14 protein-coding genes and 3 pseudogenes are annotated in these 16,407 nt (G+C 61.2%); 6 read left to right on the top strand and 11 right to left on the bottom strand.

Features of this window, described 5'->3' with window-relative positions; all coding sequences use genetic code 11:
- Positions 1 to 506, top strand: a 506-nt coding sequence (locus MA07_RS26785) for an IS110 family transposase (RefSeq protein WP_036359703.1), incomplete at its 5' end; no start/stop codon positions are given.
- 610 nt (positions 507 to 1,116) lie between these two features.
- Here MA07_RS26785 and MA07_RS26790 read toward each other — a convergent pair.
- Complete coding sequence (locus MA07_RS26790; protein WP_036359706.1) at positions 1,117 to 2,133, bottom strand: alpha/beta hydrolase; 1,017 nt, start codon at positions 2,131 to 2,133, stop codon at positions 1,117 to 1,119.
- Between the two features lie 194 nt (positions 2,134 to 2,327).
- On the opposite strand from MA07_RS26790, the gene MA07_RS26795 reads away from it, so the two are divergent.
- The 3 genes and pseudogenes from MA07_RS26795 to MA07_RS30555 all read left to right on the top strand — a co-directional run bounded on the left by MA07_RS26795 (position 2,328) and on the right by MA07_RS30555 (position 3,302).
- On the top strand, positions 2,328 to 2,777 hold the full coding sequence (locus MA07_RS26795; RefSeq protein WP_036359709.1) for a MarR family transcriptional regulator: 450 nt from the start codon (positions 2,328 to 2,330) through the stop codon (positions 2,775 to 2,777).
- A gap of 83 nt (positions 2,778 to 2,860) precedes the next feature.
- Positions 2,861 to 3,107, top strand: a pseudogene (locus MA07_RS29280) (IS110 family transposase); the annotation flags it as partial.
- On the top strand, positions 3,081 to 3,302 hold the full coding sequence (locus tag MA07_RS30555) for a hypothetical protein (RefSeq protein WP_036359714.1): 222 nt from the start codon (positions 3,081 to 3,083) through the stop codon (positions 3,300 to 3,302). The pseudogene MA07_RS29280 and the gene MA07_RS30555, both read left to right, overlap by 27 nt.
- A 193-nt stretch (positions 3,303 to 3,495) precedes the next feature.
- Here the strand turns inward: MA07_RS30555 and MA07_RS26810 are convergent, their stop codons facing one another.
- From MA07_RS26810 to MA07_RS26845, 8 genes are all read right to left on the bottom strand, one after another.
- Positions 3,496 to 4,530: an Ldh family oxidoreductase gene (locus MA07_RS26810; RefSeq protein WP_036359717.1), complete on the bottom strand. Its 1,035-nt coding sequence runs from the start codon at positions 4,528 to 4,530 to the stop codon at positions 3,496 to 3,498.
- Positions 4,531 to 4,713: 183 nt separating this feature from the next.
- Positions 4,714 to 5,910 carry a mannonate dehydratase gene (gene uxuA / locus MA07_RS26815; RefSeq protein WP_036359720.1) on the bottom strand — a complete coding sequence of 399 codons (1,197 nt, stop codon included), beginning with the start codon at positions 5,908 to 5,910 and terminating at the stop codon, positions 4,714 to 4,716.
- A 25-nt stretch (positions 5,911 to 5,935) separates the two neighbouring features.
- Positions 5,936 to 7,435: a mannitol dehydrogenase family protein gene (locus tag MA07_RS26820; RefSeq protein WP_036359723.1), complete on the bottom strand. Its 1,500-nt coding sequence runs from the start codon at positions 7,433 to 7,435 to the stop codon at positions 5,936 to 5,938.
- A gap of 13 nt (positions 7,436 to 7,448) precedes the next feature.
- Positions 7,449 to 8,168, bottom strand: coding sequence for a GntR family transcriptional regulator (locus MA07_RS26825; RefSeq protein ID WP_081929185.1), 720 nt, complete (start codon positions 8,166 to 8,168; stop codon positions 7,449 to 7,451).
- A 7-nt stretch (positions 8,169 to 8,175) separates the two neighbouring features.
- Positions 8,176 to 9,453, bottom strand: a complete 1,278-nt coding sequence (locus MA07_RS26830) for a TRAP transporter large permease (RefSeq protein ID WP_036359726.1) — start codon at positions 9,451 to 9,453, stop codon at positions 8,176 to 8,178.
- A complete protein-coding gene (locus MA07_RS26835) occupies positions 9,453 to 9,953 on the bottom strand; it encodes a TRAP transporter small permease subunit (RefSeq protein ID WP_036359729.1) in 501 nt (166 codons plus the stop codon). Before MA07_RS26835 ends, MA07_RS26830 begins: the two co-directional genes overlap by 1 nt.
- A gap of 101 nt (positions 9,954 to 10,054) precedes the next feature.
- Positions 10,055 to 11,050, bottom strand: coding sequence for a TRAP transporter substrate-binding protein (locus tag MA07_RS26840; RefSeq protein ID WP_036359732.1), 996 nt, complete (start codon positions 11,048 to 11,050; stop codon positions 10,055 to 10,057).
- A gap of 58 nt (positions 11,051 to 11,108) precedes the next feature.
- Positions 11,109 to 12,131 carry a Zn-dependent oxidoreductase gene (locus tag MA07_RS26845; protein WP_036359737.1) on the bottom strand — a complete coding sequence of 341 codons (1,023 nt, stop codon included), beginning with the start codon at positions 12,129 to 12,131 and terminating at the stop codon, positions 11,109 to 11,111.
- Positions 12,132 to 12,320: 189 nt separating this feature from the next.
- On the opposite strand from MA07_RS26845, the pseudogene MA07_RS26850 reads away from it, so the two are divergent.
- A pseudogene (locus tag MA07_RS26850) lies at positions 12,321 to 13,019 on the top strand (IS6 family transposase).
- A gap of 495 nt (positions 13,020 to 13,514) precedes the next feature.
- Positions 13,515 to 14,129 (top strand): DUF938 domain-containing protein, encoded by a 615-nt coding sequence (locus tag MA07_RS26855; protein WP_036359740.1) that lies wholly within the window; start codon positions 13,515 to 13,517, stop codon positions 14,127 to 14,129.
- 61 nt (positions 14,130 to 14,190) lie between these two features.
- Here the strand turns inward: MA07_RS26855 and MA07_RS26860 are convergent, their stop codons facing one another.
- Both MA07_RS26860 and MA07_RS26865 read right to left on the bottom strand, forming a co-directional pair.
- Positions 14,191 to 14,874 carry a gamma-glutamylcyclotransferase gene (locus MA07_RS26860; RefSeq protein WP_036359742.1) on the bottom strand — a complete coding sequence of 228 codons (684 nt, stop codon included), beginning with the start codon at positions 14,872 to 14,874 and terminating at the stop codon, positions 14,191 to 14,193.
- 520 nt (positions 14,875 to 15,394) lie between these two features.
- Positions 15,395 to 16,406: pseudogene (locus MA07_RS26865) on the bottom strand (IS110 family transposase).
- Position 16,407 lies beyond the last annotated feature (1 nt).

A 16,407-nucleotide genomic window follows, 5' to 3' on the forward strand; every position in this document is an offset into this window, starting at 1 on the left:
TGGCATGGCGGTGTGCGCGCCTGATCATCGCGCAACTTGAGGAGGCCCAAGTCCGGGTTGCTGAGGCTGAGCAGGAGATCCTGGCCTGGCATCGCACGAATGAGGTCAGCCAGCGCCTGGAGACGATCCCCGGCGTCGGCATCATCACGGCCAGCGCCCTTGCGGCCACCATTTCGGATCCGCGCTCCTTCCGCTCGGGCCGCCACCTGGCCGCCTGGATCGGCTTGGTGCCACGCCAGAGTGGGACAGGCGGCAAGGTGCGGCTCGGGCACATCTCCAAAGAAGGAGATCGATATCTGCGCCGGCTTTTGGTGCTCGGGGCCACGACACTCTTGCGGCATGCCCGCGGCAAAGCCTCAGCGGCTGCGGGATGGATCAACGCGCTCTTGGCCCGCCGCCCAGCCGGCGTCGTCAAGGTCGCCATCGCCAACAAGTTGGCTCGGGTCGCCTGGGCCGTCTTGCAGGGCAACCAGGGTTATCGCGCTCCGGCTGCTGCGGCCGCATAAGCTGCCCCCAGAAGCCGGATGAGAGGTTTGCAAGGTTGGTGGAGGTGGTGATGGTGTGATGACGAACCGGTCGAGCCGGGGATCAGACAAACCCGTGATAAGCCGTTGCGCTCTGACGCAGCATAAATGTTGGGGACCTGATCCGCGAACTTCATCAAGGCCCGCGGTCATGAGGCCGCATCACAAGGCCGAACACATGGCTGCCCACGACCAGATCGTCAAAACGCCAAAAACCCCTTGCCACGCAGGCGCCGTCCACACATGGGTTATCGGAAAATCGGAGGCCGTCGGAGCAACCGAGTCACGTTCACGTCTGTCGTGGTCTGCGCCGGTGTCATAGAACCCAAGAATTAGACGCTCTCACCTGGCGCACGGTCCAGTCGGCCAGTTCCGCACGATGACGCCAGTGACGTGCTGCCGCCCGAAGCTCGGACCTGAGTTCTGGCGATTGTCGCGGATCCCTGACAAGGCGCTCGGCCGCGGCAGCCTTGTCCTGGTAGCGCTGAGACGGTGTCATATTGTTTTCCTGAGATGGTGAGGAAACGAGTGTCGGACCGACAGCCCTGCCCCGGGTGTTTGGCCCGGGGCAGGTTCTGGAGGTTTGTGAAGCTTAGTGGGCGAAGGCGGCCTTGAGGGCGGCGCTGGCCTGAGCGATGGCGGCCTTGGCGGCAGGGGTGTTGGCCAGCGCGTTGAGCAGCACGAAGTCGTGGATCGTGCCGTTGTAGCGGCTGGAGGTGACCGTCACGCCGGCCTGCGTCAGCTTGCGGCCATAGGCTTCGCCCTCGTCCCGCAGCAGGTCGTTCTCGGCCACGATGATGGTAGCCTCCGGCAGACCCTTGAGCTGCTCAACCGAGGCCTTCAGTGGGAAGGCAGTGATCTCCTGGCGCGAGCCCTGCGGGAAGTTGGCGCTCAGGAAGTAGTGCATCGCCTTTGTGGTCAGCCAGGGTCCTTCGCCGAAGCTCTTGTACGAGCTATTCTCCGACACATCGTCCGTGACCGGGTAGAACAGCACTTGGTGGCGGAACTGCGGTCCCTTGCGCTCCTTGGCCAGCAGGGTCACGGCCGCGGCCATATTGCCGCCGGCGCTGTCACCGGCCACCGCCAGGCGAGACGCATCGAGGTTCAGGGACTTGGCGTTCTCAACCACATACCGGGTGGCGGCATAGGCCTGCTCGTTGTTGGTGGGGTACTTCACCTCCGGAGCCCGGTCGTAGTGCACGAACACCACAGCGGCATTGGCCCCGGCAGAGATCTCGCGGATCAGGTGATCGTGGGTGTTGGGATCGCCCATGACCCAGCCGCCGCCGTGGAAGTACATCACCACCGGGAGGACACCCGTGGCACCAGCCGGGCGGACGATGCGGACATTGACCTTGCCCGTGGGGCCGACCGGGAAGACGGTATCTTCAACCGTGGTCGCGGCACTCGGGATGGTAGGGCTCTGGGCACCGGCCAGCACGTTGCGGGCCTGATCATAGGTCAGGGTGTAGATCGGAGCGCCGCCGGACTGGGCGAGGGCGTCGATGAAGGTCTGGGTTTTGGCCTCGAGAACCGGGGAGGCTGCGGCACCAGTGGCGAGGACGGAGGCGAGAGCAACACCGGCAGCGGAGGAGGAGAGCTTGGACATGGCAGGTTCCTTATCAAGGGCAGAGGGTTGAGAGGCCCTGACATTCGGTAGTGATCACCGTGTCAGTGATATTAATATCGCGTCCGATTATATCGCGATCAATATAAAACCGCACAGACCAGCTATGCAGTAGTGGCTCTTGCGATTATATCGATCGCGATATATCTTGGTCCGTTTCGATGCGAGCTCCTGCCATGACCAAAGCCCCGACCGACCTCGACCTGTCCAACTTCCTGTGCTTTGCGGTCTATTCCGCCAACAGCGCTATCGGGCGCGCTTACAAGCCGATCCTGGATCGGCTTGGCCTGACCTATCCCCAGTACCTGGCCATGGTCACCCTGTGGAAGAAGGACGGTCAGACGGTGGGGGAGATCGGGGAGCAGCTCTTGCTGGAAACCAGCACACTCACCCCCTTGCTGAAGCGGCTGGAGGCGGCAGGCCTCGTGAAGCGGACGAGGGACACCCAGGACGAGCGGGTGGTGCGCATCAGCCTCACTGAGGAAGGCCGCTCTCTGAAGGCCCAGGCCAAGGCCGTGCCGACCGAGATTGCCGCCATCATGGCGGCATCCAACGTGCAGATCGAGGAGCTGCGCGCAGCCCTCGTCACACTCCGCGACGGTATCAAAGAGCAGATCGTTACATAAATGATGGAGTGGACGGCGCCTGCTCTTGGCAGCGCCCTATGAGATAGGGTGATTGCCTCAGCGCCAGACAGGGAGCCGCTCCAATGCAAGTCACGACATTAGGTCTCGATCTCGCCAAGCATGTGTTCCAGGTTCATGGCATCGATCGGAACGGACAGGTTCTGATCCGCCGTCAGCTCCGCCGGGGTGAATTCATCGGCTTCTTCCGCCGATTGCCGCCTTGCCTGATTGGCATGGAGGCATGTTCCACCGCCCACTTCTAGGCGCGGGAACTGGCTGCCCTTGACCCATGAAGTCCGGCTCATGCCTGCGTCTTATGTGAAGCCCTATCCCATCGCCTTCAGTGCGGGCCTAACGGCAGCCCTGCCACATGATGACCGCAGCTCAATCCTCTACCGGGCCGATCGGGCCCTCTACGTTGCCAAGGCGGAGGGGCGCAACTGCACCAGGATCGGCCTCGGGATGGACAGAGCCGTCCCGGATCGTGCCGCTGCACAGGAGAGAACGGCTGGCCGGGGCTCCTGACCTATGGCTCACACCCTTCGAAGGGCGGCAGCTAAAGGGCAGCTCTCGGCACACTTGGGACGCTAAATTGAGGGCAGCAATCCTCACGTAACCAGACATTCAGAAGGCATAAGAAATCTCAGTTCCTGCCCCGGAGCAGACCTCTGCTCCTTTGCCAGGACTGAAGCACATCTCTAGGTCAGCAGCTCGTGTTCTATTCCGCGAGTCTAAGAAACTCTGCCGTTTGCAGGTCTACAGGGATCCCGGTGCGGGCACGCTCGGCTTCGACAGCCCATTCCCGATCACCAGGAGCCATGACGCTCTGCCCCTCCCGTGCAGCACTCGCGCGCAGACCAGCGAGATAGCGCGTGATTGCCTCGTCGAAGAGAGCTCGTCCGGCGAAGCGGTCCGGGTCGATGGCCAGACAGAAGTGGCCCATTCGGCGGGGTGTCTCAAAGTCATCGGTCTCAGCCATCCGGATCATGAGATGATCGAGAGTGCTGCCGGTCAGTACGGCCGATAGTAGCGTCACCAGTCCGGCCAAGCCCGCACCTTTGAAGCCAAAATCCGTGCCGCCCAGAGGCATCAGCATTTCGACGTTCGCCGGGTTTCTGGTCGGCTGACCTAACTGATCTGCGGCCACACCTTCAGGAAGGGTTTTGCCTAAGGTTTCATAGAGGAAAACCCGATTGAGCGGGATCGACGAGGTGGCCATATCCAGAAGCCATGGCTTCTGGTTTGGGACAGGTGCGCCGATTGCCATCGGGTTGGTGCCGTGAAAGCGTTCGGCGCCGCCATGCAGGGCCACGATGGCATCGGTGTTCGACATCGAAACCGCGATCATACCGGCCTCGGCGCCTGCAAGAGCATAGGCCCCCGCCGCCCCGTAATGGGACGAGCGTACGACCCCCACAGCCGCCACGCCGGCCTCCTTGGCCATGCTGCAGGCCAGCTCCATAGCGGCATAGGCTGCAGCATGGCCCAAGCCGTCATCCGCATCGAGAGTAGCCGCACCCGCCGCAGTGCGATGTGACTTCATTACAGGGCCAGGGTTCACGCGCCCGCTGCGGAGTACCTTTGCATAATGGGCTGCCAAGCGGACTCCATGACTGTCGACACCAAGGCGTGAGGCATGAAGCATCGCACGAGTGGCTGCCCCTGCTGTCTGCTCGTTTGCGCCGGCAGCCCGGAGCGCGGCCAAGGTGCGCACTTCCAAGACTTGCTCGGGTAGGAAAACAACGTCGTTCATCCAGACCTCGTAAGTTAGCCCGCTACCGGATGGAGACAGGTGGAGCGATGTCTGGCGATGGTCCAATCGGCTGTACCATCAGCAAACGTCAATACCAATCCCCTCGTTTCGACATCTTTACAAAGTATCCAAAGTCTTGGCGCAGCGATGCTCGCGGCAGCGGGAGCCCGCCGATAAAGCAGTCTAGAGCGGCAGGTTGCGCAGGGTCGAGACGGCTGTCATCACGCCGCGAAGCTCGGCAAGGCCCCGCAAGCGGCCGATGGCCGGATAGCCCGGATGGGTGGGCTTGCCCACATCGTCCAGAAGCTCATGGCCATGGTCGGGACGCATGGGGATGCGCCAATGCGCGTCTCCCGCGTCTTTGCGGCGCTGCTGCTCCTCCAGCAGCACTGTCACCAGAGCCACCATGTCGGTATCGCCGCCAAGGTGATCCGCCTCCATGAAGGAGCCGTCCGGCTCCTTGGCCACGTTGCGCAGGTGGGCGAACCAGATCCGGTTCGCGAAGCGCCTGGCGATCGCCGGAACGTCATTGATCGGGTTAGCCCCGAGGGAGCCGCTGCAGAGGGTAAGCCCGTTCGCAGGCGAGTCCACGGCTTCGAGAATGAACGCGATGTCGTCCGCATTCGACACGATGCGCGGCAGGCCCATGAGGGGACGCGGCGGATCGTCGGGATGGATGCACATGCGGATGCCGACCTCTTCCGCGGTCGGGATCACCTCGCGAAGGAAGCGGGCAAGGTTCTCACGGAGCGCAACGGCGTCGACGTCCCGGTAGCGGTCGAGCATGACACGCAGGCCAGGGATGTCGTAGCGGTCATAGGCGCCGGGTAGCCCGGCCATGATGTTCGACAGAAGCTGGCGCCGATCCGTTTCCGACGAACGGTCATACCACTCCCTTGCCCGCTTCAGGACTTCAGGCGAGTGATCCGCCTCCGCCCCAGGGCGCTCCAGCATAAAGCAGTCGAAGGCGGCGAATTCATGCGCGTTGAAGCGCAGGGCCGTGCCGCCGCCGGGAAGAGGGTAGGCGAGTTCGGTGCGCGTCCAGTCGACGACTGGCATGAAGTTGTAGCAGATCGTGGTGACGCCGCATTGGGCCAGATCGCGCAGCGATTGCCGATAGTTGTCGAACAGGGGCGTCAGGTCGCCTTCGCCGATCTTGATATTCTCGTGGATCGGCAGGCTCTCGACCACGCTCCAGCGCAGGCCGAGCGAAGGGTCGGCCGCAATGAGCGCCTTGCGCTTCTCGATCTCCTCGATGCTCCAGACGACCCCATATGGGATGTGGTGCAACGCCGTTACGATCCCGGTCGCGCCGGTCTGACGGATGTGGGGAAGCTGAACGACATCGTCAGGGCCGAACCAGCGCCAAGTCTGTTCCATGGTAATAACCTCGTAGGTGCCGGGCTCAGATACCGGCAGAGCTAAGTTCCGCCGCAGCGTTGCGGGCGCCGCGCGTAAGAAGCCGGGTGTAGGCGTCTGTCAGCGCATTCGTGAGGCGGGTGTCGCGTGACAGATCGGAACCGAAGATCGCTTCAATCTCCACAACAGCTCGAACCCGGTCATGCAGTGTGTTGCCCGCTTGGTCGAGAACAGTCCGGAGATGGGAGGCGAGGGGATCACGGACGTCGATCTCGCGCCCGCTCTCGTCAATGCCGCCGACATAGCGCAGCCACGCCGCCAGGGCGAGCGCAATCCTCGGCAGCGGCAGATTGCGGGAGAGCCGCTCGCGCGCCGTCGCGAGCAACCGCTGCGGCAACTTCTGCGACCCATCCATGGCAATCTGCCATGTGCGATGCCGGATTGCAGGGTTTGAGAAGCGCTCCAGGAGCATCCTGGCATAGTTGGATAGGTCGGTACCGGGTGGCGCCGGAACAACAGGAATGATCTCTTCTCGCCAGAGCCCCTGGACAAACGCGCGCAGAACAGGATCCTCGACCGTGTCTGCGATGGTCTCGTGACCCGCCAGATAGCCAAGATAGGCCAGTGCTGAGTGGGCACCATTGAGGAGCCGAAGCTTCATGTGCTCGTAGGGAGCAACATCCCCGACCAGTTCGGCTCCAACGCGGTCCCATCGCGGGCGAGCGTTCTCGATGAAGCGATCCTCGATTACCCATTGACGGAAAGGCTCGTGCACGACGGGTGCTGCATCCGCGAGCCCCGTGAGCCGGGCGGTCTCCGCGATATCCTCAGCGGTCGTTGCCGGAACGATCCGATCCACCATGGTGGAGGGAAAGGAGGCATGCGTTTCAACCCAGGTAGCGAGCCCGCAATCGCGCAGGGCAGCGAAATCGCTGACGAGTGATGCGAGCAGGCGCCCGTTTGAAGGAAGGTTGTCACAGCACAGAACCGTGAAGGGGGCCATGCCTTCATCCCGTCGGCGCTCCAGAGCCGCCAGAATAAAGCCCACAGCGGTCCGCGGCTCGCCCGGATGCTCAAGGTCATGGCGAATATCGGGGTGACTTTGCTGCAGGCGCCCTGTGGCCGGGTCGATGCAATAGCCTTTCTCAGTCACGGTCAGGCTGACGATTTTCACGCGGGAATCAGCCATGGCCTCCACCACCGCAACAGGATCCTCTGGGGCCACCATGACCGAGTTGACGCAGCCCACAATGCGCGCCGACACGCCCGTGCGATCCTTCTGGAGCGCAGTATACAGCCCTGCTTGCGGCATGAGACGGTCGCGCTGATCGGGACGCTGAAGGCTGACACCTGTCATCCCCCAGTCATTGATCTCGGCGGCGTGAAGTTCCTCTGTATAGAGCGCCTGGTGCGCGCGGGCGAAGGCACCAAGGCCAAGATGAACGATGCCAGTGCGAAGCCGGCTGCGATCATAGGCCGGGCGCTGCGTTCCGGCCTTGGCGAGAGCGAGAGTTGCCGGAGAGAGGAGGGGGCGGTCTGCCGCCATCGGTTTATGCTGATCAGACATCGTTTGCGATCAGATCCGGGTGCTCAGCGGCCAATTGCTCTGTAATCTTGAGCACCTCGGAGAGGTGGACGCGCATCGCTGCTTCAGCCTCCTCGGGATTTCCGCTCAGAACAGCCTTGAGGATCTCCCTGTGCTGGCCGATCAGGGCCTCGACGGGGGTCCTGACGGGCAGGCTGAGAAAGCGGATCCGGTCAAACTGCGACTTTTCCCGCTCCAGCACCGACCAGACTTGGGCAATGCCGATGTCATCGGCAAACGCGCGATGAAAGGCGTCATCCGCCAGAGTAAAGTGCTCGGGATCTGCCTGGGCGTTCTCCTGATCGGCCAGTGCTGCCGCAATCCTCTTCTGGGCGGATGATGAAAGCCCGCGCTCAGCCGCACGCCGGACGATCGCGATCTCCAGGGCTTCACGTACAAAACGCGCTCGCTGCATGGACGCGAGGGAGATCCGGCTCACGAAGCTGCCGCGCTGAGGCAGCACTTCGATCAACCCTTCCTCAACCAATCGGATGAGGGCCTCGCGAACCGGCGCACGGCTGGTGCCGAAACGCAAGGCGAGCTCATTCTCCGATAGCCGCGTCCCGGGATTGAGGCGGAGCGTGACGATATCATTACGGATTTGTTCCCGGATGCTGCGGACCGTCACAGATGGTGGCGAAGCCGCCGTGCCTTGCGCACGCTCTCTGTTGGCGTTCATGCTTGAAGAGGACATCAACACCTCACTTGTAAAAGAGGCTGGGGAGCCACAGTGAGATTGCGGGGATATATGATACCAAGAGTAGGATGATGATGTTGCACACTAGGAAGGGCACGATTGCGCGGGAGACCGCAGCAAGAGAGACCTTCGCAATGTTCGCTGCCACGAAGAGACACACTCCCACTGGCGGCGTCGTCAAGCCGATCATGAGATTGAGCACGGCGAACGTCGCAAAATGGATTGGATCAATGTCAACCTTGACGGCGACTGCGAGCAACGGTGGGAATAGGATGATCAGCGCCGCGATAGTTTCCATGAAGGTGCCGACGATCAGCAGCAGGATATTGATCAAAAGGATGATCACATACTTGTTCGTGGTGATCGACAGCATCGCGTCGGCGATCATCTGGGGAATCTGCTCACTTGTGAGAATCCAGCCAAATACATTCGCTAGCCCCACCAGAAGAATCAGAGCTCCCGAACCTATTGCACTTTCGAGCAGGATTGTCGGCAGGTGGGTCAGCTTGAACCCCTTGTAGATGAACAGGCCAACCACGAACGCGTAAAGCGCCGATATGATGGAGGCTTCGGTTGGTGTGAAGATGCCACCTACAATGCCGAACAGAATGACACCCGTCATCAGCAGCGCCCAGAAGGCGCCTTTGCTGGTGGAAAGAACATGGCCTAGGCCGCCCCAAACACCCTTAGGATAACCGCGCTTTCGCGATAGGATGTAGACCGTGATCATCATGCCGAGGCCAAGCAGAATGCCCGGGACTGCGCCAGCGAGGAACATCTTGCCGACGGACAGTCCCGTGAGGGTGCCCACGATGATCATAGGGACGCTTGGTGGGATCATCGGTCCGACCGTCGAGGCCGAGGCTGTCACGGCCGCGGCGAAGGGGGCATCGTAACCGGACTTGCGCATCGCCGGGATCATGACGGAGCCGATTGAGGCCGTCTCCGCGACGGCTGTTCCCGAAATACCTGCAAAGATCATCGAGCCAAGGACGTTGGCAAGGCCGAGGCCGCCTCGGATGTGGCCAACGACGGCATTGCCGAAGCGGACGATTTGGTCCGTGATGCCGCCCCCATTCATGAGATTGCCGGCCAGTACGAAGCCAGGTATGCAGAGAAGGACGAACGAGTCCATCCCTGCGAACATGAACTGCGGTACGACACTCAAGTCGATATCCGCTCCGATAAGGTACACAGCAGCGGCGAGTCCCAGGGATATGCCGACAGGAACGCCGAGAACGAGGCAGACCGCAAAGGTCGTGAAAAGAAGGGTGACAAGCATCAGACGAGCTCCCCATGGCTTGCGGGAGCGGATTGTCCGAAACCGAAGAGCCGCGCGAGTGAGAAGAAGGCCAGCGATACTGGGATGATCAGCGTGACCACGTAGACAATGATCATCGGGATATCGATCGAACGCGCGCGCTCACCGATGCTTCCTGTGACATAATCATAGGCACCTGGAATGATCGCGATGGCGAACCCGAAGATGATGACATCAACGATCCTGTCGACGATTGCGCGTGCGCGAGCAGGAAGGGGTCCGACGAAGAGATCGACATTGACGAGCTCGCCCCGAAGGACAGCGATCCCGCATGAGAAAGCCACGAGATAAACCAGTGCGAAGCGGGCGACCTCCTCCGTCCAGGAAGGTGACGGGAAGCCCGGGACTCGGCCAAGTACCTGGATTGTCACAACCGCGATGAGAACGCTGAAGGCGATGATCGTGCCATAGCGGCAGAGGGTGAGCCCACCCGACATCAAGGCGGCAAATATGTTGCGCATGTTCGCTCTCGTTCGGAGGTCATCGTTTGATGGAATGCCGACGGGCCTTGAGCCATCCCCCAGGGGCACGCAACTCAAGGCCTCGTCGGCCCAAGCGAGGATTACTTCGTTGCGACGATCTCGTCGTAGAGCGGCTTGATCTCGGCCGGGAGAGCGGAGGCAACGGCCTGCTGGGCCTTCGCCGCGAAGGCCGCTTTATCAGACGCCACGAACTCCATACCCTTTGCCTTGAGATCGGCAGCGAGCTGCTGTTCGTCCTTCAGGAACAGCTCACGCTCATAGGCCTGAGCGGCCTTGGCCGCCTCGGCGATGGCCTTCTGCTGCTCAGCAGGAAGACGTCCGAGCTTCTTGCTCCCGCCCACCAAATAGATCCAGCTCAGCACGTGGTCCGTCTGGTTAACGTACTTCTGCACCTCACTGAGGCTCGCCGACTTGATCAGCGCGAGCGGGTTTTCCTGCGCGTCGATCGTGTGGTTCTGCAGTGACGTGAACACTTCCGAGAAGGCCATCGGCGTCGGCTTGGCCCCGAGAGCTTCCCAGACCTTCACAAAAAGCGGCACGTTGGGAACACGCAGCTTGAGGCCGTTGAGATCGTCCGGCGTCTTGATGGGCCGGTTCGAGGTCAGCTCACGCGCGCCACGAGCGAAGTAGGCGAGCGGTTTGAGCTGGGTCTTTTCCTCAATGTTCTGTGCAATCTTCTGACCGACGGGGCCATTCACGACCTTGTCAAGGTGATCGAAATCGCGGATGGCGTATGGAACCGCCAACAGGGCTGCGGAGGGAGCCCAGTTCTGCAGCGATTCGCCCGTGATCGTGAAGTCAACGGTTCCAAGCTGGATTCCCTTGATCAGATCGGTTTCCTTGCCGAGCTGCTCGTTCGGGAAGACCTTGACTTCGATTTCGCCATTGGTGCGCTTCGATACCTCCTCGGCAAACTTCATGGCTGCCTTGTGCCAGACATTCTCTTCATTGCCGAGGTGACCCAGCTTCAAGGTCATCTTGGCTTGGGCAAAAGAGGGGGTGGCTGCGCCGAGGGCGAGCAGGACTCCCAGAGCGCCGACAGTGGCGCGGCGGGTAAGGTTGGATTGGCGTGACATCGATTTTCCTCCTTGATGAGAGCCGCGCCCTTTCGGGGTCGGCCGGGCGAAGCATTCCTCACTCGCCAAAGGCGAGTTGAACCTTGATGGTGTCCTGGGGACGCGTCTCGATCAGGTCGAAGGCCGCGCGGGCCTCTTGGGCCGGGAAGGTCTGAGTGATCATGGCTGCCGGGTTGAGTTTCCCCTCGGCGAGCCAGGAAATGACTTGGGGCAGGAGCTTGCGGTTCAACCGTGAGCCGACCAGGGCCAGCTCCTTTTTGACGATTTCCTGCTGGCTGATGTTGCAGGGTGCAGGCGAGAAGCCGAGCAGACCAATCCGTCCGGCCGGGCTTGCAATCCGGCAAGCCTCTTCCAGGAGGGCAGGGATGCCAGCACCATCAATAATGACTGTGGGCCCAAAACCGTCGTTCTCGTCCTTGACGGCATCCGGAACCGATTGCTCCCGCGAGTGGATGGTCACATCAGCGCCGAGGCCGCGTGCCCGTTCAAGCCGGGCAGCATCGACGTCGGCAATCAGGCAGCGGGCACCATGAAGCTTGGCGACTTGGAGGACTGTGAGGCCAACGGTGCCGGCTCCGTAGATCAGCACCGTGTCGCCCGCATCAATGCCGGTGCGGGAGAGAACGTTGGCAGCGATGGAGAAGGGTTCGGCCAAAGCTGCGATCTCGAAGGGCATCGTGTCCGGCACCTTCACGCAGTTGATTGCCGGCACGACGAGCTTCTCGCGAAAGCCGCCGTCACGATGGACGCCAAACACTTCAAGATTGCCGCAGACGTTGGAGCGTCCGACTCGGCAGGCATAACAGTGTCCGCACGGGACCACAGGATCGACCACAGCACGGTCGCCTGGAGCAAGGCCTTCTACGCCCGCGCCTACAGCTTCGATGACCCCGGCGAACTCGTGCCCGATGACCCGAGGATAGCGGGCGAACGGATTTGAACCATGAAAGATATGGATATCCGAGCCGCAGATGCCCGCCCTTACGGTCCGCAGCAGGATTTCGCCAGGTGCGGGTTTCTCGGGCGCGGCAACCTCGCGAACCTCAAGCTGATGGGGCGACTGAACCGATACAGCAAGCATGGCGTCATCCTTGTCGACTAGTCGACCAGTAACGAGCGACAGCATGAGGGTCAATTGAGATCCGCTTGAACTTTAGTCTAAATAGATCCGCCCTTCTGAAATCTTGTGACGTGCCCGAGGGCTTTGTCGCAAATCTTTTGTTTCAGAGTTTCAGCTGCTGGGGTGGAGGTCTCAGTACTGGAGGAACAGGTGTTCAAGGGCCTGCATTTCGATCGTTCGGTGATCCTGCTCTGCGTGCGCTGGTACTTAGCCTAGGATCTCAGCCTGCGAGAATTGGAGGAGATGATGGCCGAGCGTGGCGTCTCGGTTGATCATGCCACGATCCACAGGTGGGTTATCCGTTACTCACCCAAACTGCTGGAGCGCTCCAATTCACGCAAGCGAGCCGTCACGGGCAAGTGGCACATTGATGAGACATACATCAAGGTCCGCGGGCAGTGGCAGTCTCACTACCGCGCCATCGACAGCAACGGTGACACGGTCGAGTTCTGGTTCAGCGAACAACGCAATCTGGCTGCCGCCAAACGGTTCCTGCGCAAGGCACTTAAACGACCTGGCCGACCCGAGCGGATTGTCATCGATGGCAGCCAGACGAACCGAGAAGCGATCGTAGCCTGCGACACGACAGACCGATTGCAGGATCGGTCAAGGTGTATGCTCCAGCTGATCCAGATCCGACAAAGCCGGTGCTTGAATAATCGTATCGAACATGACCATCGGCGCATTAAGCGCCGAGTGCGACCGATGCTCGGCTTCAAGTCGATCGACAGCGCTCGCGCGATTCTCAGTGGAATCGAGATGATCCACATGATCCGGAAAGGACAGGCGAAGTGTGCCAAGAATCCGCAACCGTCACTCGCAGAGCAGTTCGAGCGGCTTGCTGCATAAGCGGTGGCAAGCCACTTCGCCATCGTTCTGTTGGTAGCCACGATTTGCGACAAAACCCATGGTGGGTGCTTTTACGCTCGCCGTCCACAGGCAGTGAGATCCTCTGACTTTTAGTCAGAGGGTCCTGGGTTCGAGTCCCAGCGCGCTCACGAACGCTATCAAAGGGTTACCGGCATAGGCCCTTTGAGCTGCTTTCCTCCAGGTAGCCAATAGGTAGCCAAACGCTGAAGCCGGAGCAGCCGGCTTGTGTCTCAAGTGGTTCCGGACTCGGAACGGTGACTGACGAAGTGAGTCGGTCGGAGCCTGCCCTTGGTTCACCCTCAGCTCAACCATGCTTCTGTCACGGAACAGTCTGTTATGAAGTCACAAAGACATGATATCGTGCAATGAGCAGACCTCTGTCTGGCATGCCTGAACTTCCCTATTTTGATCCGTCGGCAACCCTCCCATTCAAGGGTCAGACACGCGCCCCTAGACTGCGGTATATATCTGCACATGATGAAGACGTTCACCTCCCAAGATGCACTGGCTTCACCTTCTGTGGCCTGCAACCGGGATCCAATCCTGGCCGTACTTCGCAGGGTTCTCCCGCCAGCCGGGACGGTTCTGGAGATCGCCAGCGGGACAGGCGAACACGCGGTGTACTTCGCGGCTGCGCTGCCGCATCTGACTTGGCAGCCATCGGATCAGGACGAGCAGGCCCTGAGAAGCATTACGGCCCATCGGGCGGTCGCCAGGCTGCCCAACCTTCTCGCGCCGCTCAACCTTGATGCTGTTGCTCCCGAATGGCCTGTCGCGCAGGCCGATGCCGTTGTCGCGATCAACATGGTCCACATCAGCCCTTGGCAGGCAACGCAGGGGCTGGTGGCCGGGGCAGGGCGGGTGCTCTCACCCGGAGGCGTGCTCTTCCTCTACGGAGCCTACAAGGAAAACGGCGCCCATACGGCCGTAAGCAATGAAGCCTTTGATGCTGACCTCAGGCGCCGAAATCCCGATTGGGGTGTCCGCGATTTGGAAGAGGTGGCGGAGCTCGCCGGAAGCTATGAGCTGGAGCTTGCCGAACGCATTCCGATGCCCGCCAACAATCTGAGCCTTGTCTTCCGCCGCTAAGGGCCCGCGAGCAAGAAAGCGTACCGGAGTTCACCCGACCTTGAGCCGGGCTTGCTATGGCTCAGTCCCGGTGCTTACTCACTAGGCGCGCGATCCGATTGAGGTGAGGGTCGTGGATCTCAAACCCTTCCAGGCCATGGATAGTGTCGAAGAGATAGTCCCGGCAGGAGCCGAGCGCTCCAGAGGCGGTCGCAATCACCCGGGCTGTATCGACCTCTGAGACAGGACGTACATAGTTCGGTGCCGCGCGGTTGATGGTGAAAGCTATGCCAGACACACCGTGGGGCAGGCCTGATCCGTATAGCCTGACCCAGCGCGGCACATAGGCTCCTGTCACCATCTCGCGCCGCCAGACCAACTCAAGCTCAGCCTCAGCCTCAGCACGCGCGATGCGAAAGGCCACACCCCGGCAGGAGCCGCCGCGATCCAATCCAAGAACCAGACCAGGGTGCTCCGGCGTCCCGCGTCCGATGGGAGTGGCCAGACAGAACTGTCGGTGCCAGCCTCGGATCAGCACGGGCTCGCGCTTGATATAGTGGAAAGCCGGGTTCCAGATCAGCGAGCCGTAGCCAAACAGCCAGACATCATCTGGGGTGGGCTGAGCAGCAAGAGTCGCCTCCAAGGATAGGCGTCGCTCCTCATCGCTCAGCACCCGAAGGTCAGTTCCTGAGCGCGCGATCATCTCGTCAACGAAGCCGTTCTGGAGGGCTTCCCGGGTGAGGGGATGGAGCCGCTTCTTCCCCATTGATCCTTCCATTCCATTCTCCGCATGAGCAGCCCGGACTGGGCCGCGAGTAACCTGTGTTCGGGAGCGGATCCACTTGGCATTGATCCGCGGCATCAGGTGTTATGTAGGTGCTTGAGGAGCGCTCTGTTCATACCCCTGACGCATGGCAGTGCCACGCGGCAGGCCGAATGTCCGCTTTGCGCAGGCACTCCTGACATCCCTGAAAGGCAGGCGATTTCCTGATTTGACCCTGATGTATGGACCGGCCGTGGGTCGCAAGAGGCTTTGGAGATGGTGAGGTTGGTCTTGCGCTAATGTATCCGGCCCTTGCGGAGCAATGCTCCTGGCCACCATGGATATCCGCGCGCATTCAGTCTCATAAGCGGATCGGCCCGTTATGGCTCACCGGGTCACCGGAGCGTGAACGCGACGGCGCGACCGTTCTCCATCTCGTATTCCTCTCGCAGACCTCGGCGAGATCCAAAGCGCCTTGTGGCCGGGGAGGGGCGATACTGCCCTTACCCGTCACAGCGGCAGTTCATGGTTCATAGGTGCGGTTCTGGCTCGGCACGCTCCAGGCAATCCGCGCCAGCTTGTTGGCCAGAGCCGCCGCGAGCCCATTGTGATGCAGGCGCATAGAGGCGGCCGTCAGCCAGTTCCCAAAACTGTGCTGGCGCCACTTGGCGGGCCAAAGCAGGAGCACACGGGCGACCTGAACCAGTAAGGAGCGCAGATAACTGTTGCCGCGCTTCGACAGGCGGCCGCAGGATCGTGCGGTCACCCGTCGAGGTTTGCTTTGGCACCAGCCTAAACCGCGCGCCGAACTCGCGCCCTCGGCTAAAAGCCGTACCGTTGCCAATGGCTGCCACCATGGCACTGGCGATGATTGGACCTACGCCCGGCAGGCTCATCAGGCGCTGGCAGGCCTCATCTGCCGCCACGAGCGCCTCAATCTCCTCGGTCACTGCATCAATACGCTCATCCAGGTGATGCCAATCCTGCACCAAGCCTTCGATCAGGCGCGCGATACGTGGAGTGAAGACATCGGTGCGGTTGGCGAGGATATCCGGCAGGGCTTGGCGCGGTGAACGCAGTCCCTGCCGAACGGCGATGCCGCGCTCCAGCAGGAAGGTGCGGATTTGGTTGATCACCGCTGTTCGTTGGCTCACCAGGCGCGAGCGAACGCGGTGAGGCGCCTGCAGGTCGAGCCGTTCGAGCGTCTTGATCGACACGAAGTGCATGGTTGGACGCTGGACCGCTTCGGCAATGGCTTCGGCATCGCGGAAATCGTTCTTGTGGCTCTTGCTTAAGGGTTTCACGAACTGCGCTGGCATCAGCTTCACATCATGGCCGAGGGCCAGCAACTGGCGACTGAGATGATTGGCTCCAACGCAGGCTTCCATGCCGATCAGGCAGGTGGGCATGTTGGCAAGGCGCTGCTCCACCTGTCCGCGGGAGAGCTTCTGGCGCAGAACAATGGCACCTCGGGTATCCAAACCCATGAGATGGAAGCTGTTCTTGCCACTGGGCAGCGTGCTGAAGCGGAGCATT

The sequence above is a fragment of the Microvirga sp. BSC39 genome (genome assembly GCF_000739015.1).
In the GTDB taxonomy this organism is placed as follows: Bacteria; Pseudomonadota; Alphaproteobacteria; order Rhizobiales; family Beijerinckiaceae; genus Microvirga.